The organism is Paenibacillus alkalitolerans (assembly GCF_016482785.1).
GTDB classification, from domain to species: domain Bacteria; phylum Bacillota; class Bacilli; order Paenibacillales; family YIM-B00363; genus Paenibacillus_AE; species Paenibacillus_AE alkalitolerans.
In genome coordinates this window covers 1-24307 of record NZ_JAEMXM010000007.1, presented here as the reverse complement: position 1 = coordinate 24307, position 24307 = coordinate 1, and the positions used below count along the sequence as shown (strand labels likewise).

The window sequence follows — 24307 nt, the reverse complement described above, 5'->3', positions numbered from 1 at the left end:
AATAAGCGATGCCAGTAAAAAGTTTTAAACCGACGTCTCCATCACGGCGCCAAATGACGGTCTCGACGTTCGAAGAGATCACGGCGCAAGAGCCGGAGAAATCTTTGCTCGCTCCGCTGATGAACAAAGCGGGCCGCAATAACCAAGGTAAAATTACGACTCGCCATCAAGGCGGCGGACATAAACGCAAGTACCGTATCATCGACTTCAAGCGGAACAAAGACGGCATTCCGGGCCGCGTTGCCACGATTGAGTACGATCCGAACCGTACGGCAAACATCGCTTTGATCAACTATGCGGACGGCGAGAAGCGCTACATTCTCGCGCCGAAAGGGTTGAAAGTCGACGACGTCATCATGTCCGGCCCCGATGCGGACATCAAAATCGGCAACGCGTTGCCGCTTGAGAACATTCCGGTCGGTTCCGTGATCCACAACATCGAGTTGAAGCCGGGCAAAGGCGGACAGCTCGTGCGTGCCGCTGGTACCGTTGCGCAATTGCTCGGTAAAGAAGATAACTACGTTATCGTACGTTTGTCTTCGGGCGAAATGCGCCGCATCTTGAAGGTGTGCCGCGCGACGATCGGCTCCGTAGGCAACGAAGACCACGAGTTGATCAACATCGGAAAAGCGGGACGCAACCGTTGGTTGGGCAAGCGCCCGACAGTCCGCGGCGTCGTCATGAACCCGAACGACCATCCGCACGGCGGCGGCGAAGGCCGCGCTCCGATCGGCCGCAAATCGCCGATGTCTCCGTGGGGCAAGAAGACGCTCGGCGCGAAGACACGGAAGAAGAACAAAGCGTCCAATAAATATATTATCCGCAGCCGCACGAAGTAACACGGGGAGCGCGGAAATGCTTTAGCAAAGAGGCAATCGAAGATTGTCCGCTTAGAGTGAACGTACTCAAGCAGCGAAGGGAGGATCATCCATGGGCCGCAGCTTAAAGAAGGGGCCGTTCGTTGACGGTCACCTCATGAAGAAAGTGGAAGAGTTGAACACGCAGAACAAGAAGGTCGTTGTCAAAACTTGGTCTCGCCGTTCGACCATCTTCCCGCAGTTCATCGGACACACGTTCGGCGTATACGACGGCCGCAAGCACGTGCCGGTGTACGTGACGGAAGACATGGTCGGCCACAAGCTCGGCGAATTCGCGCCGACTCGTACCTATAAAGGTCATACGGACGACGACAAGAAGACAGGCAAGCGCTAATTGATAAGATGGTTGGGAAAAGGGTGCGCCATTTGCGGATCGTTTTCCCAATGAACGGCAGAACTGATGTAACTTGAGGGGAGGTATACCCGTGGAAGCGAAAGCGCATCTCAAATTTGTGCGCATTGCGCCTCGTAAAGCGCGTCTCGTTGCGGACTTGATTCGCGGCAAGCAAGTAGGCGAAGCGATCTCGATTCTTCGTCACACTCCGCGCGCAGCATCTCCGATCTTGGAGAAACTGTTGAACTCGGCGGTTGCAAATGCAGAGCACAACTTATCCATGGACCCGAATAAATTGGTCATTACCCAACTTTATGTGAACGAAGGTCCGACAATGAAACGATTCCAACCGCACGCGCAAGGCCGCGCATTCTCGATTTTTAAGCGCACAAGCCACATCACGCTCGCGGTAGCTGAAAAATAATCCGAACTATAAGGAGGGAAACGTGTGGGTCAAAAGGTTAGCCCGGTAGGTCTTCGTGTAGGCATCATTCGCGACTGGGAATCCAAGTGGTACGCTGACAAGGATTTCGGCAAGCTGCTTATGGAAGACGTGAAAATTCGCGAATATTTGAAGAATAAATTGAAGGACAGCGCGGTATCCCGCATTGATATCGAACGCGCGGCAAACCGCGTCAACGTTACCATTCATACGGCGAAGCCCGGTATGGTAATCGGCAAAGGCGGCGCCGAAGTGGAAGTTCTTCGCGGCTACATTGCGAAGATGACGGATAAGAAAGTACACATCAACATTTCCGAAATTAAAAACCCTGAGCTTGACGCGATTCTCGTAGCGGAATCGATCGCGCAACAGCTTGAGCGCCGCGTATCGTTCCGCCGTGCGTTGAAGCAAGCGATCCAACGCACAATGCGCGCAGGCGCGAAAGGGATCAAAACAGCGGTTAGCGGCCGTCTTGGCGGCGCGGAAATCGCACGTTCGGAAGGTTACAGCGAGGGCACGGTTCCTCTGCACACACTGCGTGCGGATATCGACTACGGCACGGCGGAAGCGCACACGACTTACGGCCGCATCGGCGTAAAAGTGTGGATTTACCGCGGTGAAGTTCTTCCGACGCGGAAAGCGAAGAAGGAAGGAGTGGAATAACCCATGTTATTGCCGAAACGCGTAAAACACCGCAAAGAACATCGCGGTAAGATGAAAGGCCGAGCAAAAGGCGGCACTGAAGTGGCATTCGGCGAATACGGTCTGCAGGCTCTCGAGCCGGCATGGGTAACCAACCGCCAAATCGAAGCAGCTCGTATCGCCATGACCCGTTACATCAAACGGGGCGGAAAAGTTTGGATCAAAATATTTCCTTCAAAACCGGTCACTCAAAAGCCTCTTGAAGTGCGGATGGGTAGCGGTAAAGGTAACGTAGAAAAGTGGGTTGCAGTCGTGAAGCCGGGCAGAATCTTGTTCGAGTTGGCCGGGGTGAGCGAAGAAGTGGCCCGCGAGGCAATGAGACTCGCGTCTCACAAACTTCCGATCAAGACGAAATTTGTGAAACGCGAAGAATTGGGTGGTGAAGCAAATGAAAGCAATTGAACTTCGTAACTTGACCACTGCCGAAATCGAACAAAAAGTAGCGGGTTACAAAGAAGAACTGTTTAACCTCCGCTTTCAACTGGCGACCGGCCAATTGGATAACCCCACCCGGATTCGTGAAGTGCGCAAAGAGATCGCGCGCGCCAAAACGGTGCTGCGCGAACGTGAACTCGGGATCGGATCTTAATCGAGAGGAGGCCATTCGATGACTGAGCGTAACCTTCGCAAAGAGCAAATCGGCAAAGTAGTCAGCGACAAAATGGACAAAACGATCGTAGTAGCGGTCGAAACGTATAAGAAGCACGAATTGTACCACAAGCGCATCAAGTACACGAAGAAATTCAAAGCGCACGACGAGAACAACGAAGCGAAAATCGGCGATACCGTCCGCATTATGGAAACTCGCCCGTTGTCCAAGGACAAGAACTGGAGACTCGTTGAAATCGTAGAAAAAGCGGTAATTGTGTAACTGTTTTTCATCTATACGGCTTATAGGTAAGCGAAAGGAGGACACAACATGATTCAACCGTTTACGCGTTTGAGAGTTGCCGACAATTCCGGCGCGAAAGAACTCATGTGCATCCGCGTATTGGGCGGTACAGGACGCCGGTTCGCAAACATCGGCGATATGATCGTTTGTTCCGTCAAAGAAGCAACACCAGGTGGCGTTGTCAAAAAAGGCGACGTTGTGAAATGCGTTATCGTTCGTACGAAGCGCGGCGCGCGCCGTAAAGACGGTTCCTATATCTCGTTCGACGAGAATGCAGCGGTTATCGTGAAGGAAGACAAGAGCCCGCGCGGAACCCGTATCTTCGGACCTGTCGCTCGCGAACTCCGCGACCGCGATTTCATGAAGATCGTTTCCCTGGCTCCTGAGGTAATTTGATCCGCAAAAACCATAGCTTGAAATGAACTCACTTCGGTTAGACGGAGGTGTAAGAGGTAACATGCCACGATTGAAAAAAATGTTGGAAAGCCATAACAACAAGCTTCACGTGAAAAAAGACGACACGGTGATCGTGATCACCGGCAAAGATAAAGGCAAGAAAGGCCGCATTATCGCCGCCTATCCGCGCGAAAACCGCGTGCTTGTGGAAGGCGTTAATATGGTGAAGAAGCACACGAAGCCGAACCAAAAGAATCCGCAAGGCGGAATCGTCGAGCAAGAGGCGCCGATCCACGTTTCGAACGTTATGCATATCGATCCGAAGAGCGGCAAGCCGACTCGAATCGGGTACAAATTGCTTGAGAACGGTAATAAAGTGCGCATCGCGAAACGTTCGGGCGAAGCGATCGACAAATAATACCCGTGCAGGAAGGAGGGCAATCCTTAGATGGCAGCAAGACTTAAAGAACGGTTTCTGAATGAAGTGACTCCTGCGTTGATGCAGAGGTTCAATTATAAATCGGTAATGCAGGTTCCGAAGATCGAGAAAGTCGTCATCAACATGGGCGTAGGCGACGCAGTCGGCAACTCAAAGGTGCTGGACGCGGCGGTTGAAGACATGCAGCTGATCGCAGGCCAAAAGCCGGTAATCACGAAGGCGAAAAAATCGATCGCGGGTTTCAAACTGCGTGAAGGAATGCCGATCGGCGTGAAGGTTACGCTTCGCGGCGAGCGTATGTATTTCTTCCTCGACAAGTTGTTCAACATTGCGCTTCCCCGCGTTCGCGACTTCCGCGGCGTATCGACGAAGGCGTTTGACGGTCGCGGAAACTACACGCTCGGCCTGAAAGAGCAATTGATTTTCCCTGAAGTCGAGTACGACAAAGTCGACAAGGTGCGCGGCATGGATATCGTCATCGTGACGACCGCCAACACGGACGAAGAAGCCCGTGAATTGCTCAACCAAATGGGAATGCCGTTTACGAAGTAATTTAAATCTAATGGAGGTGACTCACGCAAGTGGCAAAAACTTCGATGAAGATCAAGCAACAACGGAAACCGAAGTTTAAAGTGCAGGCGTATACGCGTTGCGAACGCTGTGGCCGCCCGCATTCCGTATTGCGGAAATTCCACATCTGCCGTATTTGCTTCCGCGAGTTGGCTTATAAAGGACAAATTCCCGGCGTGAAAAAAGCTAGCTGGTAATATACCCGATTGAGGGAAGGAGGTACGTATTTCATGGTTATGTCCGATCCGATTGCAGATATGCTTACACGCATCCGCAACGCAAACACGGTTCGCCACGAAACAGTGGAAATACCGGCTTCGAAGATTAAGCGTGAAATCGCCGAAATTTTGAAGCGCGAAGGTTTCGTTCGGGATGCCGAATATGTTGAGGACAACAAGCAGGGGATCATCCGCTTGTTCTTAAAATACGGTTCGAACAACGAGCGCGTAATTACTGGATTGAAGCGCATCAGCAAACCCGGCTTGCGCGTATACGCGAAGTCGACTGAACTGCCTCGCGTTTTGGGCGGTTTGGGTATTGCGATCATTTCGACGTCCAAAGGCGTCATGACCGATAAAGAAGCCCGTCAGACAAAGTCCGGCGGCGAAGTTGTCGCTTACGTGTGGTAATACATCAAGCACGAACGGAGGTGTAACGAACGATGTCCCGTATTGGACGCAAACCGATCGCAATTCCGAACGGTGTGAACGTAGCGCTTGACAACCGTACGATTACGGTGAAAGGCCCGAAAGGAACGCTCACGCGCGAATTGCACAAAGATATGAAAATTAACGTAGCGGAAAACGAAGTAACCGTAGAACGTCCGTCCGAGCACAAGCTGCACCGTTCCCTTCACGGAACGACTCGCAGCGTTATCGCAAACATGGTTGCCGGCGTTACCGAAGGTTACTCAAAAGCGCTTGACCTTGTCGGCGTAGGTTACCGTGCGAACAAATCAGGCGAAAAGCTTGTCTTGAACGTAGGTTACTCACACCCGGTGGAAATCGTGCCGGAGAAAGGCGTCGAGTTCGATGTGCCTGCAAACAATAAAATTATTGTCAAAGGTATCGATAAAGAGCTTGTAGGCGCGTATGCCGCAAAAATCCGCTCCGTACGCGAACCGGAGCCGTATAAAGGCAAAGGCATCAAGTACGAAAACGAGCGCATTCTTCGTAAAGAAGGTAAAGCCGGCGGCAAGAAGAAGTAATTGTAAGCCAGGCTGCATAAGCAGGAACGCCGCATAACCGGCGTTGATCAAGCAAGAGGGGAGTGAAAACAGCCCATGATTACGAAAAGCGATAAAAATAAAACACGTAAAGTGCGTCATCTGCGTGTGCGCAAGAAAATCCAAGGCACAACCGAACGTCCTCGCTTGAACGTGTTTCGTTCTTCGAAGCACATTTACGCGCAAATCATTGACGACGTACAAGGCGTAACGATTGCAGCCGCATCTACACTCGACAAGGAATTGGACGGAATCGAGAACGGCGGCAACGTCGAAGCGGCACGTAAAGTCGGTGAATTGATCGCGAAGAGAGCGACGGAGAAAGGTTTAAAGAGCATAGTTTTCGACCGCGGCGGTTACTTGTACCATGGACGCATTCAAGCGTTGGCGGACGCGGCTCGCGAAGGCGGGTTGGAATTCTAATCTTACAAACAAGGAGGGTTACCACTTGCGCATAGATCCATCTCAAGTAGGCGAATTAACGGAAAAGGTCGTTAACATTAACCGTGTCGCCAAAGTTGTTAAAGGCGGACGCCGCTTCAGCTTCAGCGCGCTTGTCGTTGTAGGCGACGGCCAAGGGCACGTAGGCGCGGGCATCGGCAAAGCTGCCGAGGTTCCGGAGGCGATTCGTAAAGGCATTGAAGACGCGAAGAAGAATCTCATTAAAGTTCCGATTGTCGGAACGTCAATCCCGCACCTTGTTGTCGGCAAGTTCGGCGCAGGCCAAGTTCTGTTGAAGCCTGCTTCCGAAGGTACAGGCGTTATCGCCGGCGGCCCGGTTCGCGCGGTATTGGAACTTGCGGGTGTCGGCGACATTTTGACGAAATCGCTCGGTTCTTCCAACTCCATCAACATGGTGAACGCTACGTTGGAGGGTTTGTCCCGTTTGAAGCGTGCGGAAGACGTTGCGAAGCTTCGCGGCAAAACGGTAGAAGAGTTACTACGATAACGAGGAGGGGACGTTCGTGGCGAAACTGCAAATCACCCTCAAGCGCAGCTTGATCGGTCGCCCGGAAGACCAACGCGTTACGGTCCGGACGCTGGGGCTGCGCAAGATGCACCAGTCTGTCGTTCATACCGACAATCCGGCCATTCGCGGAATGGTCAACAAAGTGATACACTTGGTAGAAGTGAAAGAAGTCGAATAGTCAAATATTCAAATAGTACAATCAATATAAAGATGTTCGGAACAATTCAAAGGAGGTGCGACGATGAAAATCCACGAACTGCAACCGGCACCTGGTTCCCGCCAAACGCGCAAGCGCGTAGGGCGCGGCGTCGGCAGCGGCATGGGTAAAACGTCGACAAGAGGTCACAAGGGTCAAAACGCGCGCGCCGGCGGCGGTGTACGTCCCGGATTCGAAGGCGGTCAAAACCCTCTGTATCGCCGATTGCCGAAACGAGGTTTCCATAACCCGTTCCGCAAGGAATACGCAATTGTGAACCTTGACCAGTTGAACGCTTTTGCCGATGGAACGGAAGTGACGCCGGAACTCTTGATCGAATCCGGAATCATCAAAAACCCGCAAGCCGGCATCAAAGTGCTGGGCGACGGCGAGTTGACCGTTAAGCTGACTGTGAAAGCCAACAAGTTCTCTAAATCCGCAGCCGAAAAAATCAATGCTGCAGGCGGCACCGCCGAGGTGATCTAATGCTAAAGACCGTTAAGAACATTTGGAAGATTAGCGAACTTCGGAACCGGATTTTATTCACGCTGGGTATCTTGATCATCTACCGTCTCGGCGCATTCATTCCGGTGCCGAACATTAACATCGATGCGCTGAAGGCTGCGGACATTCAAAACTCGCAGGGCGTATTCGGGCTAATCAATACGTTCTCCGGCGGTGCATTGTTCCAATTCTCCATCTTCGCGATGGGGATAATGCCGTACATTACCGCATCCATTATCGTTCAATTGCTTACGATGGACGTTATTCCGAGGTTCACGCAGTGGGCCAAGGAAGGCGAGGTAGGCCGGCGGAAATTGGCGCAAATTACCCGATACGGGACTATAGTGCTTGGCGTGATCCAAGCATATGGTTTGTCCATAGGGTTCAACAACTTGTTCCCGGGGCTCGTGCTGGACACCAGCTTTACCACATTCACGATTATTGCGATTGTGTTGACGGCAGGCACCGCGTTCCTTATGTGGCTCGGCGAACAAATCACCGAGAAGGGAATCGGCAACGGCATATCGATCCTCATCTTTGCGGGGATCATTGCGGCGATTCCGACGGCCATCCAGCAAATCAACCAAACGCTCTTTACGAACGCAACGGAAAACGCCTTGTTCTTGAACATTTTGAAGGTGGTCCTCATCGTGCTTGTCATCATCGCGATTGTGGTCGGCGTCATTTTTGTTCAACAAGGTGTCCGTAAAATTCCGGTTCAATACGCAAAACGCGTTGTAGGAAGAAAGATGTACGGCGGACAGTCGACGCATATCCCGCTTAAGGTGAACGCCGCGGGTGTCATCCCGGTAATCTTCGCCTTGTCGCTGCTCTTGTTCCCGTACACGATCGCCAGTTTCTTCAGCACGCATCCGGTCGCACAGTGGGTTATCGACAATACGTACTACACTGCGCCGCTCGGTATGGTGCTTTATGTTCTGCTCATCGTCGGGTTTACGTTCTTCTACACGTTCGTGCAGATCAACCCGGTGCAAATGGCTGACAACATGAAGAAGAACGGCGGATATATCCCTGGCATTCGCCCTGGCGTTACAACTTCGAAATATTTGACGAAAGTCATTTCGCGCATTACGTTGTCCGGCGCGATCTTCCTTGCTGTCATCTCGATCCTGCCCGTATTCTTCGGAAACCTCGCAGGTCTTCCGAACACGGTGACGGTCGGCGGAACGAGCTTGCTCATCGTAGTGGGCGTTGCGCTTGAGACGATGAAACAGATTGAGAGCCAATTGATCAAAAGACACTACAAAGGGTTCATCAATCGATAACCGTACGGAGCAGGAGGAGAGAAACCGCGCTATGAACTTGATTCTCATGGGGCCCCCCGGGGCTGGCAAAGGAACGCAGGCGGAACGGATTATATCTGAATTCGGAATTCCGCACATCTCCACAGGAGACGCGTTCCGAGCCGCAATGAAAGAAGGCACGGCGCTCGGCCTTAAAGCGAAGGAATATGTCGATGCCGGATTGCTTGTGCCTGACGACGTGACGATCGGTATCGTTCGCGAACGTTTGCAGCAGGACGATTGCAAGAAAGGGTTCATGCTTGACGGATTTCCCCGGACGATCTCGCAAGCGGAGGCGCTTGACGATATCGTGGCTTCGATGGGTAAGGCGATCGATCATGTAGTGAACCTGAAGGTTGACCGCGAGCTGCTTCTTGCCCGCCTGACGGGCCGCCGGATATGCCGGACATGCGGAGCGACGTACCACGTCATCTTCAACCCGCCGGCCAAGGAAGGCGTTTGCGATAAAGACGGAGGAGAGCTGTATCAGCGCTCCGACGACACGGAAGAGAAAGTCGGCACCCGTTTGGACGAATATATCAACAAAACGGCACCGCTCCTTGACTATTACGGCAATAAAGGTTTGTTGCGCGAATTGAACGGCGAGCGGGAGATCGATGAAGTAACCGCAGAACTCTTTAACGTGCTGCGAGGCCGTGCGTAGATGATCATTTGCAAGTCGCGAACGGAACTCGATTCGTTACGGGAAGCGGGACGCATCGTGGCTGAGACCCACCGGCTGCTGGCCAGGGCGATCCGCCCTGGCGCGACGACGGCGGAGCTCGATTCGATTGCCGATTCTTACATCCGCAGCCAGGGGGCTGTGCCGTCTTTCAAAGGCTACAACGACTTTCCTGCCAGTATATGCACTTCGGTAAACGAGGAATTGGTTCACGGGATTCCGAGTTCGAAGAGGGCGCTTCAAGAAGGCGATATTATCAGCATCGACGTCGGAGCGCAGTTCGAAGGTTATCACGGAGATTCGGCTTGGACATACGGTGTCGGCCGCATATCCGAAACCGCCCAACGGTTGCTGCAGGTGACGGAACAAGCGCTGTATGCAGGACTTGCGCAGGCGGTGCCGAATGCTAGATTGTATACCATTTCTCATGCCATTCAGAAAGTTGCGGAAGATGCAGGCTTCTCGATCGTTCGGGAATATGTCGGTCACGGCATCGGCTCAAAGCTGCATGAAGAACCGCAAATCCCGAACTACGGATTGCCCGATCGCGGACCGCGCTTAAAGCCGGGCATGACGCTCGCCATCGAACCGATGGTCAATGCAGGCGAGCGATATGTAAAGACGCTGTCGGACAACTGGACGGTCGTTTCGGTGGACGGATCGCTATGCGCGCATTTCGAGCATACGATCGCCATAACGGACGACGGATACGAGATATTGACGAAATGCTAACATTCAGGTGATGCGCGTGGTTTCAAATGCGGAACCGAAGCTCGGGCAAGTCGTTAAGACGTTGCGCGGCAGAGATCAAGAAAACTTTGCCGTAATTGTCGGCATTATCGACGAACGGTTCGTTCTGATCGCAGACGGCGACAAGCGAAAGTTCGATCAGCCCAAGAAGAAAAACGTGTTGCACCTCGAATTTACGGATTTCGTCAGCAGCGAGGTTGCAAGCAGTTTGCAGGAAACCGGAAGAGTCACGAACGGCAAGCTCCGGTTTGCGCTTCTAAAATTTCTGGAAAGCAATCCTACCGAAGATATTGGAAAGGAGACAAGGAATGGCTAAGGAAGATGTGATTGAAGTCGAAGGCACGGTCATCGAGCCGTTGCCGAACGCCATGTTTCGCGTCGAGTTGGAGAACGGGCACCAAATTCTCGCCCACGTCTCGGGTAAGCTGCGCATGCACTTTATCCGGATCTTGACGGGAGACAAGGTCGTTATTCAACTTTCCCCGTACGATTTGACGAGAGGGCGAATTACGTACCGCAAATGATTCGCCTTACGTAACACGTTTTTGAGGAGGTACTCCCAATGAAAGTTAGACCATCGGTAAAACCGATTTGTGAAAAGTGCAAGGTCATCCGCCGTAAGGGCAACGTGATGGTCATTTGTGAAAACCCGAAACACAAACAAAAACAAGGCTAAGGAGGTGCACCGCTAACTTATGGCACGTATTGCTGGTGTAGACTTACCCCGCGACAAGCGCGTCGAGATCGCATTGCAGTATATTTTCGGCATCGGTAAAACAAACGCTCAGAAAATTCTTGCGGCTACTGGCGTAAACCCGAATACACGGGTTAGAGACTTGACGGAAGACGAAGTAAGCCGATTGCGCGAACAAATCGACAAGAACATTAAAGTGGAAGGCGATCTTCGCAGAGAGATATCTCTCAACATTAAGCGCCTTATCGAAATCGGTTCTTATCGCGGACTTCGCCACCGCCGCGGATTACCGGTTCGCGGACAACGGACGAAAACAAACGCACGTACGCGTAAAGGTCCTCGTCGGACTGTAGCAAATAAGAAGAAATAATAAGGGGGGATAATGAACAATGGCCAAACCCGCTAAGAAAGCGGTTCGTACGAAACGCCGCGATCGGAAAAATATCGAGACCGGCGTAGCGCACATTCGCTCTACGTTTAACAACACGATCGTAACGATTACCGACCCGCATGGAAACGCGATTTCTTGGGCAAGCTCCGGCGGCCTCGGATTCAGAGGTTCCCGCAAGAGCACGCCGTTCGCGGCCCAAATGGCAGCGGAAACCGCTGCGAAAGCCGCAATGGAACACGGCTTGAAGAGCGTGGAAGTCATGGTTAAAGGTCCGGGTGCGGGACGCGAAGCTGCGATCCGCTCGCTCCAAGCCGCCGGGCTTGAAGTGAACCTGATCAAAGACGTGACTCCGATTCCGCACAACGGTTGCCGCCCGCCGAAACGTCGTCGCGTGTAAGTAAGGCTCATGGTGTGGTATAAATATCCGATACATGTGAATAATGGGTGTGAAGGATAGGCATACTACGGTTTTTGACTTTTTTAGTTTGAGCTTAAGCGACGTTTAAGGAGGGTATTAGTCGATGATCGAAATCGAAAAGCCGAAGATCGAAACCGTACAAGTTAGCGAGGACGGCGCCTACGGCCGGTTCGTCGTAGAGCCTCTTGAACGGGGTTACGGCACGACGCTCGGTAATTCGCTGCGCCGAATCTTGCTGTCGTCGCTGCCGGGCGCTGCCGTGACAAGCGTACAAATCGACGGTGTTCTGCACGAGTTTTCCACCGTTCCCGGAGTTATAGAGGATGTTACGGAGATCATTCTTAACTTGAAAGGTCTTTCGTTAAAAATTCACTCGGACGAAGAGAAGGTACTCGAGATCGACGCCGAAGGCGAAGGGGTCGTTACTGCCGGCGATATTCGCGCCGACAGCGACGTTGAGATACTGAATCCCGATTTGCATATCGCCACTTTGTCTTCCGACGCCCGGCTGCACATGCGAATACAAGCGCAGCGCGGCCGCGGGTACGTGTCCGCGGACAAGAACAAGAGAGATGATCAGCCGATCGGCGTCATCCCGGTAGATTCGATCTATACGCCCATTACCCGCGTTAACTACAGTGTGGAAAATACCCGCGTCGGTCAAGTGACAAACTACGACAAGCTGACACTGGAAGTATGGACTGATGGCAGTATCCGCCCTGAAGAAGCCGTAAGCTTGGGCGCGAAAATATTGACCGAGCATCTGTATTTGTTCGTCGGTTTGACCGATGAAGCGAAAGATGCCGAGATCATGGTCGAAAAAGAAGAAGACAAGAAAGAAAAAGTGCTCGAGATGACGATCGAAGAGCTTGATCTGTCCGTCCGTTCGTACAACTGCTTGAAGCGTGCCGGCATTAACACGGTTCAAGAGCTCATTACGAAGTCGGAAGAGGATATGATGAAAGTGCGGAATCTCGGACGCAAATCCCTTGAAGAAGTGCAGGAGAAGCTCGAAGAGCTCGGTCTTGGACTCCGCAAGGAAGACTGACCGGAAGCTTTCCGCCCTCCTCATACGGAATAGACACGATCTTTAAGGAATGAGGCAGCCGAAGGTTGTTCGCTGTCATGAAAATAAACAGCAAAGGAGGGACTTCCCATGACGGCATATCAAAAGTTGGGCCGCGATTCCAGCGCCCGTAAAGCGCTGTTCCGCGATTTGGTAACGGATTTGTTTATCTACGAACGCATCCAAACGACGGAAGCGAAAGCTAAGGAAGTGCGCTCCATCGCCGAGAAGCTGATTACGCTCGCGAAGCGCGGAGACCTTCACGCACGCCGCCAAGTGGCTGCGTTCGTTCGCCGCGAGGAAGCGCAAGAGGGCAAGGACGCGATCCAGAAGCTGTTCTCCGAATTGGCGCCTCGTTATGCTGAGCGCCCGGGCGGTTACACTCGGATCTTGAAGCTTGGTCCTCGCCGCGGCGACTCTGCGCCGATGGTGTACTTGGAGCTTATAGACCGCGCGGAAGCGTAATTTCTGGCTTACGAGAGAAGGGCGGAAGGAATCTGCCGGATTCCCCCGAGCCCTTTTTTTGTAGGTACGGTTAGGAAGCGATGATCTTGCGTAACGTACGACTAACCGTCAGTTACGACGGTTCGGCATACTTCGGGTTTCAAAGCCAACCGGGAAAAGATACGATACAAGCCAGATTGCAATCGGCCTTACGTGCCGTAACCGGCGTTGAAACAACGGTCATCGCTTCCGGCCGCACGGATGCGGGGGTTCATGCGCGCGCTCAGGTGGTGAATTTCATTACCGGGTCGTCCATACCCGCCGGCAGATGGTGCCGGGCGCTTAACTCTTATCTGCCGCCCGATATCGTCGTATGGAGGGCGGAGGACGTTCCTCTCGAATTCCACGCCCGGAAGTCGGCTAAGCGAAAGACGTATTGCTACGCGATTAACGGTAACCGGTACGCGGACGTGTTTTCCAAACATACGCAGTACCACCATCCCGGGCCGCTTAACGTACAAGCGATGAAGGACGCGCTGCCGGCAGTCGTCGGCGAGCATGATTTTACATCGTTCTGCAGTATGCGCACCGGATGCGAATCGCGCATCCGAACCATATACGAAGCCAGGCTCGAGCAAGAAGAAGTGCCCGGAATGAATAACGTGCCGGGTACGGGGGTACTTCGTGTCTTTTTGACGGGGAACGGATTTTTGTATCATATGGTGCGGATCATAACGGGCACGCTCATCTCCATAGGGGAAGGAAAGCTGAGCAGCTCGGACATGAGGCGCATCTTGGAGGCAAGGGATCGGACACAAGCGGGACCGACAGCCAAGGCGCAAGGTTTAACTTTATGGGAAGTTCGTTATGACGACTGATTCCCCAAAGAAATGCTTGCTATACGCCAGGATATGTTGTATTATGTTGTATGGCTTCGCTTTGTCAGCTCTCCCACAGCCCCGGCAAAGCTCTTCCATAGAGCCGCTAAGTCTTTTTCTAACGAACATGGCTTTGCCGTCGGCATGACGGCAAATTGACACGAACATATAGATGACAGATGGTTAAGGAGGATTTTCGATGCGTACTACCTACATGGCCAAGCCTAACGAAGTCGAGCGCAAGTGGCATCTCATCGACGCCGAAGGCAAGACGCTCGGACGTTTGGCAAGCGAAGCGGCATCCTTGCTTCGCGGCAAGAACAAGCCTCAGTTCACTCCGCATATAGATACAGGCGACTTCGTCGTCATCATCAATGCAGAGAAAATTGTTTTGACAGGAAAGAAGATGCAGCAGAAAAACTACTACCGCCATTCCGGTTATATGGGCGGCTTGAAAGTTACCCCGGCGCACGTCATGATCCAGACGAAACCGGAGCGCATGCTTGAAATCGCCATCCACGGCATGTTGCCGAAGAACAAGCTTGGCGATCGTTTGAAGACGAAGTTGAAAGTGTACGCCGGCAGCGAACATCCGCATGCCGCACAAAACCCGCAAGTTTACGAGTTGCGCGGTTAAGGTAGGAGGAGGTTCGACATATGGCACAATTCCAATACTATGGCACCGGTCGTCGTAAACATTCCATCGCTCGCGTACGTCTTGTTCCGGGCGAAGGCAACATCATCATCAACCGTCGCGACTTGAACGAATATTTCGGATTGGAGTCGCTCAAGTTGATCGTAAAACAACCGCTTGCTCTTACGGATACGCTCGGTAAATACGACGTTATCGTACTCGCTAACGGCGGCGGCATCACGGGTCAAGCGGGCGCAATCCGTCACGGTATTTCCCGCGCTTTGCTCAAAGCAGATCCGGAATTCCGTTCCCCGTTGAAGCGCGCTGGCTTCCTGACCCGCGATCCGCGGATGAAGGAACGTAAGAAATACGGTTTGAAAGCCGCTCGCCGCGCTCCGCAATTCTCGAAGCGTTAATCGAAGCAGCGATACGTATTACAATTATGCCCCGCAACGACGTATTTTCGTCTTGCGGGGTTTTTTGCCGTTATACGTTGCGATAATCAGCATAGCCGTCTTCTTAGACGAATTAAGGCGATGAGCGGCGGGCTCTTTTTTGCACCCCGCGCGGCATAATCGAATATGGATATATAGTCTATAGCCCAATTGACAATCTGACTCAGACATCTATAATAAGGTTATCCCTATAAAGTTGAGTGTATTAGTTGGAATTATTCGGAGGAGGGCCGGAGATGAACTTGTTGGAGAAAGAACGTCTCATTGGGGAAGCAGCGGAGCGTTTTGAGAATGAATCCCCGGAGGAATTGCTGAAGTGGGCGGTAGAAGCTTTTCCGTCCATCACGCTTGCGTGCAGTTTTGGAGCTGAAGACGTCGTACTGGTAGATATGTTGCAAAAGGTGAGCCAGGGCAAAGACATTTTTTATTTAGATACCGACTTCCACTTCAAAGAAACTTACGAAACAAGAGATCGTCTTAAAGAGCGTTACCATAATATACAATTCGTTCAAGTGAAGCCGAAGCTTACACCGGAAGAGCAAGCCGCTCAATTCGGCGAACAATTGTGGAAGAGCGACCCGAATCAATGCTGCAACATCCGCAAAGTGGAACCGCTTGTTGAAATTCTTGGCAAGTACGACGCTTGGATTACCGGTATTCGCCGTGACCAGGCTCCGACGCGGGCGAACGCCAAGAAGGTTGAATACGACGTAAAATTCGGACTTGTGAAGTTTAACCCGCTTGCTTCTTGGACTACGGAAGACGTGTGGGATTATATCCGTGCAAACGATGTGCCGTACAACCCGCTGCACGACAGGAACTTTCCGAGCATCGGCTGCGAGTATTGCACGCGTCCGGTGGCCCCGGGCGAAGATCCTCGCGCAGGGCGTTGGTCCGGTACCGAAAAGACGGAGTGCGGATTGCATAAGTAAGGAAAACTTTATCGATGCAGGAGGAACAAAGTACATGTCCACCATTCAACCTCACGGCGGTACGTTGGTTAACAGGTTGGCGCAAGGCCAGGAACGGGAAGACTTGCTGAACTTGGCTAACAGCCTCCGCAAGCTCCCTGTGAACGCTTGGACGCTGTCCGATATCGATTGTATCGCGGTCGGTGCGTTCTCGCCTCTTACCGGGTTCCTTAGAGAGGCGGATTACCGTTCCGTACTCGATCGGATGCGGCTTGCGGACGGTACGGTATGGAGCATCCCGGTCACGTTCTCCGTAGAGGAGAAAATATTCGGAGATTTGATCATCGGAGAGAAGGTGGCGCTAGTCGGGGCTTCCGACGGTATCGTGTACGCCATTCTCGATGTTGAAGATAAATACCGTGTCGATCAGAAAGAAGAAGCGATGAAAGTATTCAAGACGAGCGATCCTGAGCATCCCGGCGTAGCAAAGCTGTTTGACCGACCGGCGTCGTACGTCGGCGGAGAGATTACGGTTCTGAACCGGCCGAAACGCGACAAATTCCAAGAGTTTTATTTCGATCCCGCGCAAACGCGCGCCTTGTTCGCCGAGAAAGGCTGGCGCACGATCGTCGGTTTTCAAACTCGAAACCCGGTGCACCGGGCGCATGAATATATTCAGAAGAGCGCCATGGAGATCGTGGACGGATTGTTCTTAAATCCGCTCGTCGGCGAAACGAAATCCGACGATATTTCTGCCGACGTCCGCATGCGCAGCTACCTTGTGCTCTTGGAGAACTACTATCCGAAAGACCGCGTTCACCTCGGAGTGTTCCCTGCGGCGATGCGTTACGCGGGACCCCGCGAAGCGATCTTCCACGCAATGGTCCGGAAAAACTACGGCTGCACGCACTTCATTGTGGGTCGCGACCATGCGGGTGTCGGAGATTACTACGGCACGTACGAAGCGCAAGAAATATTCCGCAATTTTACGGCGGAAGAGCTCGGCATTACGCCGCTCTTCTTCGAGCACAGCTTCTTCTGCACGAAGTGCGGCAACATGGCGTCGAGCAAAACTTGTCCGCACGACAAGAGCGATCACATGCATCTTTCCGGCACTAAGGTTCGCGCTCTGCTGCGCGACGGCCAATGCCCTCCTCCGGAATTCACACGCCCGGAAGTGGCGAAGATATTGATCGAAGGCATGGCCGAGAATGCCGTAACATCGGCAGCCGAGTAATATTTGTCCACCCTGTCCCATATAGATGAGTTATCGAATCTATTGGGTACGGGGTGGATTTTTCTTTCGACGTACCCGCTTCATTGAGAGTACTTCGAAAGGAGTTTTTCTTATGAGAAGGCGCAAGCGTGTCGTCTTTTTGGTCGCAGGCCTTAACAAGACGAAGATGATCACAATGGCGCTGATAGCGGCGCTTCTTGTGTATGTGTTCACAAATCAGCTGCCTGCGGACAAGACTTGGACTTACTGGACACTGCCGCTTTCGGGTAAAATCATCGCCATTGACCCCGGCCACGGCGGACCGGACGGGGGAGCGAACTCGCGCGACGGTCTTGTAGAGAAGGATGTGACGCTGGCCATCAGCTTGTATTTAAGGGACTATCTACAGCAATCGGGAGCGGTAGTCGTGATGACCCGAGAAACGGATACGGATTTGGCGCCGGAAGGAATGAGAGGTTACAGCCGGCGAAAAACATATGATTTAAAAGAGCGAGCGGAAATAATTAAGGAATCGGGTGCAAGCTCGTTTGTTTCCATACATCTTAATGCGATCGGTTCATCCAAGTGGTACGGGCCTCAAACATTTTATACATACAATCATGAGGACAATAAAAGGCTTTCGCTCTTCATTCAAGAGGAGCTTAAAAAAAATGTAGTGCAAACCGACCGGAGGGCGAAGAGAATCAAGGGAATTTACTTGCTCGATCAAGCGGAGATGCCCGCGGCGCTTGTCGAGGTCGGATTTTTGTCCAACCCCGAAGAGGCCGGCAGGCTTGCTCAGCCGGATTATCAGAAGAAGGTGGCCGCTGCGATCTACAGAGCTTTCCTGCGCTATGCTTCCGGTGAAAAAATTTCGGGACAAAAGACTGTGGAGGATATGGAGCAAGGCGTTCAAAGCGATGCCGGGCAGCCGGAGGTCCGCGGTCCCGAGCACGAGCCTGGGGCGGATGGGCCTAAACCGGATGACGGCGCCGGCAACCCGGAGCACCCGGTTCCATAATTGATATGTCCTCCGTTACATTGGAGTAGAGAAGCTATTTATGCTAATGTAAAAGAAAACTTCGATCGAAGCACATGAATAGAAAAACAGAACAACGATATCATTCTTGAGGGTGAATTTATTTGGTTACAAGAGACGAAGCGATAAACGCGCTGCGCAACATTCAGGATCCCGGCACGGGGCTTAGCTTGGTGGACCTGGGATTGATCCGGGACATAATGGTGAAGGAAACCGGCGCTTCTTTAACGCTTGTGGTGGCCACCGACAGCGCTGAAGCGAAGCGGGAAATGGAAGACGCGGTGCGGGAGGCCCTTAGCGCCGCGGGGATCGGCGAAGTGCACATCCGGAGCCGGGACGCTTCGGATTTCGAGCGTGCCGAGATTTCGAAGAAGCTGCAGGCCGCTCAAGCTCAAGCGCCCGAAGAGCCGCAAACCCGCGTTCGGCCGCTGCTGGAAGCAAACAAAGACGCGACGTTCATCGCCGTCGCGAGCGGCAAGGGCGGCGTCGGCAAATCGACGGTTACGGTTAACTTGGCCGTCGCGCTTGCCCGCCGCGGCCAACGTGTCGGCCTTATAGACGCCGACATTTACGGCTTCAGCGTGCCCGATATGATGGGTATTGAGGAACGCCCGGCCTTGGAAGGCAACGCCGTCGTTCCGGTAACGAGCCACGGCGTGAAGGTGATCTCCATGGGCTTCTTTGTCGAGGAGAACGCTCCGGTTATTTGGCGCGGTCCGATGCTAGGCAAGATGCTGCGCAACTTCTTGACCGAAATCGATTGGGGCGAGCTCGACTTCGTCCTGCTCGACCTGCCGCCGGGAACGGGAGACGTCGCGCTGGACGTACACCAGATGATTCCGCAGAGCAAGGAAATATTGGTGACGACGCCGCATGCGACCGCCGCTTTCGTCGCCGCTCGCGCAGGCGCGATGGCCCTGCACACGAACCACGAAATTCTCGGCGTCGTCGAGAACATGGCGTGGTACGAGCGGGGCGACGGTGAAAGAGACTACGTATTCGGCCGCGGCGGCGGAGCCAAACTGGCGGAGGAGCTGCACACCGAGCTTCTGCTGCAAGTTCCGCTCGGCGCTCCGGACAACCATCCGTCCGAACCGGACTACTCGCCCTCCGTATATAAGCAGGAATCCCCGACGGGACGACTATACCTCGAGCTTGCGGACAAAATTATCGCAAGCACGCGATAATCCAGCACGAATACCCGGGATGCTTTCCATCAAAGCTTCCCGGGTTTTTTCGCCTTAACTGCCGCCGCCGCCTTCCGCCTCGCCGGCCGCCTTGTCTTTTTTCTTCGGCTTCGCTTGCTCTTCCAGCGCTTTCTGCATAAGCTTGATCAATTCCGCCTGAACCAACGGGCTTTGCAGCGTATCGTTCATCACTGTCATTATTTGCTGCCGGTATTCGGTGCTCTTCATCGTGTCCATCATAATTTTCGTAAATTTCGGATCCTTCAACACCTCGATCAGCGCTTCCCGGTATTTCGGATCCTTTAATAAATCCTTGTGGACGTCTTTGACTTCTTTGTTTAGAGCTTTGGCGAAATCGCCGGCAAATTTCGGGTCCACCATCATTTCTTTAAGCGCGGTCGAGTAGGCGGGGTCGGACAATACTTCCTTCACGGCCATTTTCAGCTGCATCCCTTGCCCGGTCTGCAAAATTTTCATTGTTTCCGATTGCTGATCGCCTTGCGCTTTCTTTTGCGCTTCCTCGATCGCCTTTTGCCCGTCTTCCGTCTTCAATATGTCGACAACCATGTCCTTGACTTCTTTATAATCCGGCGGTGCGGCCTCCTGCTGCTCCACGGCGCAAGCCGTAAGCAACGATAGTGCGGTCACCGCGCTCAGCCAACGAGTTGCATAAGTTTTCATGAGGACTGCTCCCTTTCCTCGAGTTTGGGTTTATTGTTTGTCGCGAGGCACAGGATTATGAAGCGGCTTCGTTGGCTTTTTTTGACGGCGGTTGGTAAAATGAAGGTTGCGGCGAACTTTAAAAATGTCGGCGCGCAAGCGACAAAGCAAGAGGAGACACGGAAATGAATCTCGCAAGGTGGACTTTTCTGTTTATGAGTACGGTGGGAATCGGCATTTTGGTTGCGTTGGGTATTGGACTTGCGGTTCAATTTGCCGACCCGGATTATAATCCGGTACAAATCGGGCTGCAGGGGTTCGGGTATAACCTCGTGGGAACGGTTATCGTAGGGGCGCTTCTTGGCGCGTTCAGCCACCTCGGCTTTTTTGCGTATTTAACGATGAATTATTTCGCTCAAGGCATCATCCGTTCCAAGACGATATGGGCTTATGCTCAGATTTTTCTTATTGTCGTCATCTCCGTGTATTCCGCGGTGCTGCGCGCAAAAGCAGGGGAGCCGATCATTCCGTACTTTTTCGTTCCGGCCGTCCTCCTTATTGCGTCGCTGCCGATCGCCCGGCTGAAAGTTAAGCAAACGAACCGGAATTCGTTCGTGCCCACGTTGTTTTTCCTTACGGCGGTCACGCTGCTCGAGGCCGTGCCGGCGCTCCGTCAATATAACCCTTACGGCACCTTATTTATGGTTGCGCCGCTCTTTGCTTGCAACGCATGGCAAATCATGCAGCTGCATAAACTGCTCGGTACGGAACGAAACGAACCGGCAGGCCGCGCATAAGTGCGCTTAAACCTGCCGGTTTATTCACGACGCGCCGCTATAACGTCGGCGATTTCCGAGGCTGTGCGGGCTTTTGTTCTTGCGCTTTCGCCCCCTTCGAGTTCGCGCCTTCAATCAACTCGGTAACCGACGCGAAATCGTAGCCCTTCGCTCTCAGCTCATCGATTATGATCGGGAGCGCTTTGTGCGTCTCCTTGCTCGAGTCGCTCGCATGCATCAGAACGATGTCTCCCGGATGAGCTCCGGACAATACGCGCTTCACGATATTGTCGACACCGGGGTTTTTCCAGTCCAGCGAATCGGTCCCCCATTGAACGGTCCGGTAACCGAGCTCGTCGGCGATACGAAGGACGCGTTTGTCGAAATCGCCGTTGGGCAAGCGGAGCAGCTTCGGGCTTTGCCCCGTTACCTCCGTCAATATCGCATGCGCGGTACGGATTTGCTTGCGTATTTCTTCATCGGACAATTCGCTGTAATTCGTATGTTTATGGCCATGGCTGCCGATTTCGTAACCGGCGTCCAATATTTTCTTTACAATTTCCGGGTGGCTTTTGCTCCAGGGCGAAGACAAGAAGAACGTCGCTTTTTCAACCCCTTTTTGCTTCAAAATGTCGATGATCGGCTCGGTTCGAGTTTCTCCCCAGGAGATGTCAAAGGTGAGCGCGAGCACTTTTTTGTTTGTGTTCACCTGGTAAATGGCCGCCGGGCCGTCGTCTCTTTGGAACACGGTCAAATTTTCGCGTTCCGCGTAGATGACGCCTGCTGTAAACAATGCCGCCAGGAACACAATGAAGTATTGTTTCAGTTTTTTACCGTTGAGCACATAAAATACGTTCACTGGTAGGTCCTCCTTTGTCCCGGCTTGGAGCGTCCCCCTCACGGGCTTGTTTCATCGGTAGTACATGTTTATGCCGGAGGAGACAAGTTATGCAAGCATTTTTGGACAAAAAAGGGCACGAATAAACCGGGGACTGAAAACACGAAGGGAGAGTGGAGCCTTGAGCAGTTTGAGGGAATTTGCGGCGGACTTGGCGAGGTTGAAGCGTTATATCTTTACCGGCGCTCTCATATTTATCGCGGGGATTGCGATCGGATACGGAACCGATGCGCTCGACCGGTTTTTGCTTGGTCAAGCGGATTCGCTTCGGCAAACGGTGGAAAGATTGGATCAAATGGATAATGCGCAGGTTTGGATATTTTTGTTCATCTTCTTCAACAATTTCATTAAAGCCGTGGCCGTTGTGTTTTTGGGAGCGCTGTTCGGTATTTTTCCGGTGTTTTTGCTGACGGTGAACGGCATGCTGTTAGGCTATATCGTTTCGGTGGCGGCGGAATCCGGGATTGATGCCGGCAGTATGGTGGTACGCGGCATTTTGCCGCATGGAGTGTTGGAATTGACGGCTATAATTATTGCGGCTGCTTACGGCCTTCGTTACGGGGGGCTTATATTTCGTGAGTTGGCCGGCGCGATTCGCGGGAGGAGAAGGGACGAACGCGGGGAGCTCAAACGGTTCCACGGATCGTTGAAACGTCTCATTGCGTTTTTGTTCTTATCGCTTCTGGCGGCCGCTTTTATTGAAAGCACAATTACATTTTGGCTTGTTCGCGGGTGATTTTGGGGAAATATGGGCAATTAAGCCTCCTTCAATTATAAAAATGGCAAAAGATGTACATAACAATAAGGCGTCCGGCGTATGTCTCTTTCAGCATTTGAGCCGCGATAATTCTTGTTTAGTCCTTGCTGTATATGTACTTTAATTGTTAGCTGTGAGGGGGCTTGCGTTCGATCATGCTCGGAATATTATTTTCCGATAGGGAATGCCGCGAACTGGATTATATTTTGCGCAAAGAGTTGGATGAAATGCTGTTGGACTTGCGCGACAGCCGAATCGACGCCGATATGAAGACGGCGATCGAAAGCCGCTATAAAGTAATATTTCGGATGTATGCGCGATTGGCGTCGCCGAAGGATCTGTCCCGTTATGCACTGAATCGTAAAACGCGTTAAGTAGCCCGGTTTGCGCCGGGTTTTCGTTTTTATAACTCTGATCTGAAAAACTTGCTTTAATGGCGGTCTGGCTTCCTTGAATGTACTTCGATAGAAGTTTTCTTATGCACATCGTGCGAAGTGAAGCAGGAGGCGGATGAAACGGTAGTGCTTGTTTCACATTGAAACATGGTGCTTCACGGTTGAACCACGTTGTGCCGAGGTGAAACAGGAGGCGGATAAACGGAAGCGCTTGTTTCACAATGAAACACGGTGGTTCGCGGCTGAACCACGTTGTGCCGAAGTGAAACAGGAGGCGGATAAACGGAAGCGCTTGTTTCACAATGAAACACGGTGGTTCGCGGCTGAACCACGTTGTGCCGAAGTGAGACAGGAGGCGGATAAACGGAAGCGCTTGTTTCACAATGAAACACGGTGGTTTGCGGCTGAACCACGTTGTGCCGAAGTGAAACAGGAGGCGGATAAACGGAAGCGCTTGTTTCACAATGAAACACGGTGGTTCGCGGCTGAACCACGTTGTGCCGAAGTGAGACAGGAGGCGGATAAACGGAAGCGCTTGTTTCACAATGAAACACGGTGGTTTGCGGCTGAACCACGTTGTGCCGAAGTGAAACAGGAGGCGGATAAACGGAAGCGCTTGTTTCACAATGAAACACGGTGGTTCGCGGCTGAACCACGTTGTGCCGAAGTGAGACAGGAGGCGGATAAACGGAAGCGCTTGTTTCACAATGAACCACGGTGGTTCGCGGCTGAACCACGTTGTGCCGAAGTGAGACAGGAGGCGGATAAACGGAAGCGCTTGTTTCACAATGAAACACGGTGGTTTGCGGCTGAACCACGTTGTGCCGAAGTGAAACAGGAGGCGGATAAACGGAAGCGCTTGTTTCACAATGAAACACGGTGGTTCGCGGCTGAACCACGTTGTGCCGAAGTAAAACAGGAGCACTTGTGCTTCGATAGAAGGTTTTCTGATTGAGGTAAATTTTAGCGGGGCTTGACCTTGAAGGCATGCATGTGATAAATTATTTCTCGCTGTTCCGAAAATCGTCCGATGACGAGGGAACTGTACAAAGTATTGATGTCGCATCCGGCAAGATGAGGTTGAAATTTCCTGAAAAAACAACTTGCATTGTATATGCTGGATGTGATAGTATATAAAAGTCGCCGCTAAAACGGTGGCGGTTGAAAAAGCCGAAGCTTGTTCCTTGAAAACTGAACAACGAGT

General features: G+C 52.4%; 41 protein-coding genes. 38 read left to right on the top strand and 3 right to left on the bottom strand.

The window, feature by feature from the left end; genetic code table 11:
• Positions 1–8 precede the first annotated feature (8 nt).
• The 34 genes from rplB to JET16_RS12990 all read left to right on the top strand — a co-directional run bounded on the left by rplB (position 9) and on the right by JET16_RS12990 (position 19617).
• Positions 9–839, top strand: coding sequence for a 50S ribosomal protein L2 (rplB, locus tag JET16_RS13155; protein ID WP_199616560.1), 831 nt, complete (start codon positions 9–11; stop codon positions 837–839).
• Positions 840–930: 91 nt separating this feature from the next.
• Positions 931–1212 (top strand): 30S ribosomal protein S19, encoded by a 282-nt coding sequence (gene rpsS / locus JET16_RS13150; RefSeq protein WP_199616559.1) that lies wholly within the window; start codon positions 931–933, stop codon positions 1210–1212.
• Between the two features lie 91 nt (positions 1213–1303).
• The gene (gene rplV / locus JET16_RS13145) at positions 1304–1636 is read left to right on the top strand and encodes a 50S ribosomal protein L22 (RefSeq protein WP_199616558.1); all 333 of its coding nucleotides are present in this window, start codon (positions 1304–1306) and stop codon (positions 1634–1636) included.
• Positions 1637–1660: 24 nt separating this feature from the next.
• A complete protein-coding gene (rpsC, locus tag JET16_RS13140) occupies positions 1661–2317 on the top strand; it encodes a 30S ribosomal protein S3 (protein ID WP_199616557.1) in 657 nt (218 codons plus the stop codon).
• 3 nt (positions 2318–2320) lie between these two features.
• Positions 2321–2758 carry a 50S ribosomal protein L16 gene (gene rplP, locus JET16_RS13135; RefSeq protein WP_199616556.1) on the top strand — a complete coding sequence of 146 codons (438 nt, stop codon included), beginning with the start codon at positions 2321–2323 and terminating at the stop codon, positions 2756–2758.
• Entirely contained in the window at positions 2745–2945 is a 201-nt protein-coding gene (gene rpmC / locus JET16_RS13130) for a 50S ribosomal protein L29 (RefSeq protein WP_199616554.1), read from the top strand. Before rplP ends, rpmC begins: the two co-directional genes overlap by 14 nt.
• An 18-nt stretch (positions 2946–2963) precedes the next feature.
• On the top strand, positions 2964–3227 hold the full coding sequence (gene rpsQ / locus JET16_RS13125; protein ID WP_199616552.1) for a 30S ribosomal protein S17: 264 nt from the start codon (positions 2964–2966) through the stop codon (positions 3225–3227).
• Positions 3228–3275: 48 nt separating this feature from the next.
• Positions 3276–3644: a 50S ribosomal protein L14 gene (gene rplN / locus JET16_RS13120; protein ID WP_199616550.1), complete on the top strand. Its 369-nt coding sequence runs from the start codon at positions 3276–3278 to the stop codon at positions 3642–3644.
• Between the two features lie 61 nt (positions 3645–3705).
• Complete coding sequence (gene rplX, locus JET16_RS13115) at positions 3706–4062, top strand: 50S ribosomal protein L24 (protein WP_199616548.1); 357 nt, start codon at positions 3706–3708, stop codon at positions 4060–4062.
• 30 nt (positions 4063–4092) lie between these two features.
• Positions 4093–4635, top strand: a complete 543-nt coding sequence (gene rplE / locus JET16_RS13110) for a 50S ribosomal protein L5 (protein WP_199616547.1) — start codon at positions 4093–4095, stop codon at positions 4633–4635.
• 29 nt (positions 4636–4664) lie between these two features.
• Positions 4665–4850 (top strand): type Z 30S ribosomal protein S14, encoded by a 186-nt coding sequence (locus JET16_RS13105; RefSeq protein WP_199616546.1) that lies wholly within the window; start codon positions 4665–4667, stop codon positions 4848–4850.
• 33 nt (positions 4851–4883) lie between these two features.
• Positions 4884–5282 (top strand): 30S ribosomal protein S8, encoded by a 399-nt coding sequence (gene rpsH / locus JET16_RS13100; RefSeq protein WP_199616545.1) that lies wholly within the window; start codon positions 4884–4886, stop codon positions 5280–5282.
• Between the two features lie 32 nt (positions 5283–5314).
• Positions 5315–5860 carry a 50S ribosomal protein L6 gene (rplF, locus tag JET16_RS13095; protein WP_199616544.1) on the top strand — a complete coding sequence of 182 codons (546 nt, stop codon included), beginning with the start codon at positions 5315–5317 and terminating at the stop codon, positions 5858–5860.
• 75 nt (positions 5861–5935) lie between these two features.
• Positions 5936–6301, top strand: a complete 366-nt coding sequence (gene rplR / locus JET16_RS13090; RefSeq protein WP_199616542.1) for a 50S ribosomal protein L18 — start codon at positions 5936–5938, stop codon at positions 6299–6301.
• A gap of 25 nt (positions 6302–6326) precedes the next feature.
• Positions 6327–6827: a 30S ribosomal protein S5 gene (gene rpsE / locus JET16_RS13085; protein ID WP_199616539.1), complete on the top strand. Its 501-nt coding sequence runs from the start codon at positions 6327–6329 to the stop codon at positions 6825–6827.
• A gap of 16 nt (positions 6828–6843) precedes the next feature.
• Positions 6844–7026, top strand: coding sequence for a 50S ribosomal protein L30 (gene rpmD / locus JET16_RS13080; RefSeq protein ID WP_199616537.1), 183 nt, complete (start codon positions 6844–6846; stop codon positions 7024–7026).
• Positions 7027–7089: 63 nt separating this feature from the next.
• Entirely contained in the window at positions 7090–7530 is a 441-nt protein-coding gene (rplO, locus tag JET16_RS13075) for a 50S ribosomal protein L15 (RefSeq protein ID WP_199616535.1), read from the top strand.
• Positions 7530–8834, top strand: coding sequence for a preprotein translocase subunit SecY (gene secY, locus JET16_RS13070; protein WP_199616533.1), 1305 nt, complete (start codon positions 7530–7532; stop codon positions 8832–8834). Before rplO ends, secY begins: the two co-directional genes overlap by 1 nt.
• Positions 8835–8865: 31 nt before the next feature.
• The gene (locus tag JET16_RS13065; RefSeq protein WP_199616531.1) at positions 8866–9516 is read left to right on the top strand and encodes an adenylate kinase; all 651 of its coding nucleotides are present in this window, start codon (positions 8866–8868) and stop codon (positions 9514–9516) included.
• Positions 9517–10266, top strand: coding sequence for a type I methionyl aminopeptidase (map, locus tag JET16_RS13060; protein WP_199616530.1), 750 nt, complete (start codon positions 9517–9519; stop codon positions 10264–10266). It abuts the gene before it with no gap.
• 10 nt (positions 10267–10276) lie between these two features.
• A complete protein-coding gene (locus JET16_RS13055; protein ID WP_199616833.1) occupies positions 10277–10600 on the top strand; it encodes a KOW domain-containing RNA-binding protein in 324 nt (107 codons plus the stop codon).
• Positions 10593–10808, top strand: a complete 216-nt coding sequence (infA, locus tag JET16_RS13050; RefSeq protein WP_015253312.1) for a translation initiation factor IF-1 — start codon at positions 10593–10595, stop codon at positions 10806–10808. The genes JET16_RS13055 and infA overlap by 8 nt, the downstream gene beginning before the upstream one ends.
• A 38-nt stretch (positions 10809–10846) precedes the next feature.
• The gene (gene rpmJ, locus JET16_RS13045; protein ID WP_003333770.1) at positions 10847–10960 is read left to right on the top strand and encodes a 50S ribosomal protein L36; all 114 of its coding nucleotides are present in this window, start codon (positions 10847–10849) and stop codon (positions 10958–10960) included.
• Between the two features lie 19 nt (positions 10961–10979).
• Positions 10980–11348 (top strand): 30S ribosomal protein S13, encoded by a 369-nt coding sequence (gene rpsM, locus JET16_RS13040; protein ID WP_199616529.1) that lies wholly within the window; start codon positions 10980–10982, stop codon positions 11346–11348.
• 19 nt (positions 11349–11367) lie between these two features.
• Complete coding sequence (gene rpsK / locus JET16_RS13035; RefSeq protein ID WP_199616527.1) at positions 11368–11766, top strand: 30S ribosomal protein S11; 399 nt, start codon at positions 11368–11370, stop codon at positions 11764–11766.
• A gap of 124 nt (positions 11767–11890) precedes the next feature.
• Positions 11891–12835, top strand: a complete 945-nt coding sequence (locus JET16_RS13030) for a DNA-directed RNA polymerase subunit alpha (RefSeq protein ID WP_199616525.1) — start codon at positions 11891–11893, stop codon at positions 12833–12835.
• A 108-nt stretch (positions 12836–12943) separates the two neighbouring features.
• Positions 12944–13318: a 50S ribosomal protein L17 gene (gene rplQ, locus JET16_RS13025; RefSeq protein ID WP_199616522.1), complete on the top strand. Its 375-nt coding sequence runs from the start codon at positions 12944–12946 to the stop codon at positions 13316–13318.
• A gap of 86 nt (positions 13319–13404) precedes the next feature.
• Positions 13405–14175, top strand: a complete 771-nt coding sequence (truA, locus tag JET16_RS13020; RefSeq protein WP_199616519.1) for a tRNA pseudouridine(38-40) synthase TruA — start codon at positions 13405–13407, stop codon at positions 14173–14175.
• A gap of 199 nt (positions 14176–14374) precedes the next feature.
• Positions 14375–14812 (top strand): 50S ribosomal protein L13, encoded by a 438-nt coding sequence (gene rplM, locus JET16_RS13015; protein ID WP_199616516.1) that lies wholly within the window; start codon positions 14375–14377, stop codon positions 14810–14812.
• Between the two features lie 20 nt (positions 14813–14832).
• Entirely contained in the window at positions 14833–15225 is a 393-nt protein-coding gene (gene rpsI, locus JET16_RS13010) for a 30S ribosomal protein S9 (protein WP_199616513.1), read from the top strand.
• Between the two features lie 275 nt (positions 15226–15500).
• Positions 15501–16196 (top strand): phosphoadenylyl-sulfate reductase, encoded by a 696-nt coding sequence (locus JET16_RS13005; protein WP_199616511.1) that lies wholly within the window; start codon positions 15501–15503, stop codon positions 16194–16196.
• 34 nt (positions 16197–16230) lie between these two features.
• A complete protein-coding gene (sat, locus tag JET16_RS13000; RefSeq protein ID WP_199616510.1) occupies positions 16231–17412 on the top strand; it encodes a sulfate adenylyltransferase in 1182 nt (393 codons plus the stop codon).
• Positions 17413–17524: 112 nt separating this feature from the next.
• A complete protein-coding gene (gene cwlD / locus JET16_RS12995) occupies positions 17525–18412 on the top strand; it encodes an N-acetylmuramoyl-L-alanine amidase CwlD (RefSeq protein ID WP_199616508.1) in 888 nt (295 codons plus the stop codon).
• Between the two features lie 122 nt (positions 18413–18534).
• Complete coding sequence (locus JET16_RS12990; RefSeq protein WP_199616506.1) at positions 18535–19617, top strand: Mrp/NBP35 family ATP-binding protein; 1083 nt, start codon at positions 18535–18537, stop codon at positions 19615–19617.
• Positions 19618–19671: 54 nt separating this feature from the next.
• Here JET16_RS12990 and gerD read toward each other — a convergent pair whose 3' ends face one another.
• On the bottom strand, positions 19672–20298 hold the full coding sequence (gene gerD, locus JET16_RS12985; RefSeq protein WP_199616504.1) for a spore germination lipoprotein GerD: 627 nt from the start codon (positions 20296–20298) through the stop codon (positions 19672–19674).
• Between the two features lie 164 nt (positions 20299–20462).
• Between gerD and JET16_RS12980 the strand changes: the two genes are divergently transcribed.
• Positions 20463–21074 carry a KinB-signaling pathway activation protein gene (locus tag JET16_RS12980; RefSeq protein WP_199616502.1) on the top strand — a complete coding sequence of 204 codons (612 nt, stop codon included), beginning with the start codon at positions 20463–20465 and terminating at the stop codon, positions 21072–21074.
• A gap of 37 nt (positions 21075–21111) precedes the next feature.
• Here the strand turns inward: JET16_RS12980 and pdaB are convergent, their stop codons facing one another.
• On the bottom strand, positions 21112–21912 hold the full coding sequence (gene pdaB / locus JET16_RS12975; protein ID WP_199616499.1) for a polysaccharide deacetylase family sporulation protein PdaB: 801 nt from the start codon (positions 21910–21912) through the stop codon (positions 21112–21114).
• 160 nt (positions 21913–22072) lie between these two features.
• On the opposite strand from pdaB, the gene JET16_RS12970 reads away from it, so the two are divergent.
• The 3 genes from JET16_RS12970 (at position 22073) to JET16_RS12960 (ending at position 24058) form a co-directional block, all read left to right on the top strand.
• Positions 22073–22687 (top strand): stage II sporulation protein M, encoded by a 615-nt coding sequence (locus JET16_RS12970; RefSeq protein WP_199616496.1) that lies wholly within the window; start codon positions 22073–22075, stop codon positions 22685–22687.
• 176 nt (positions 22688–22863) lie between these two features.
• Complete coding sequence (locus JET16_RS12965; RefSeq protein ID WP_199616493.1) at positions 22864–23082, top strand: hypothetical protein; 219 nt, start codon at positions 22864–22866, stop codon at positions 23080–23082.
• A gap of 151 nt (positions 23083–23233) precedes the next feature.
• On the top strand, positions 23234–24058 hold the full coding sequence (locus tag JET16_RS12960; protein ID WP_199616490.1) for a hypothetical protein: 825 nt from the start codon (positions 23234–23236) through the stop codon (positions 24056–24058).
• Positions 24059–24104: 46 nt separating this feature from the next.
• Here JET16_RS12960 and JET16_RS30110 read toward each other — a convergent pair.
• Positions 24105–24307, bottom strand: a 203-nt coding sequence (locus JET16_RS30110) for a hypothetical protein (protein ID WP_233531535.1), incomplete at its 5' end; no start/stop codon positions are given.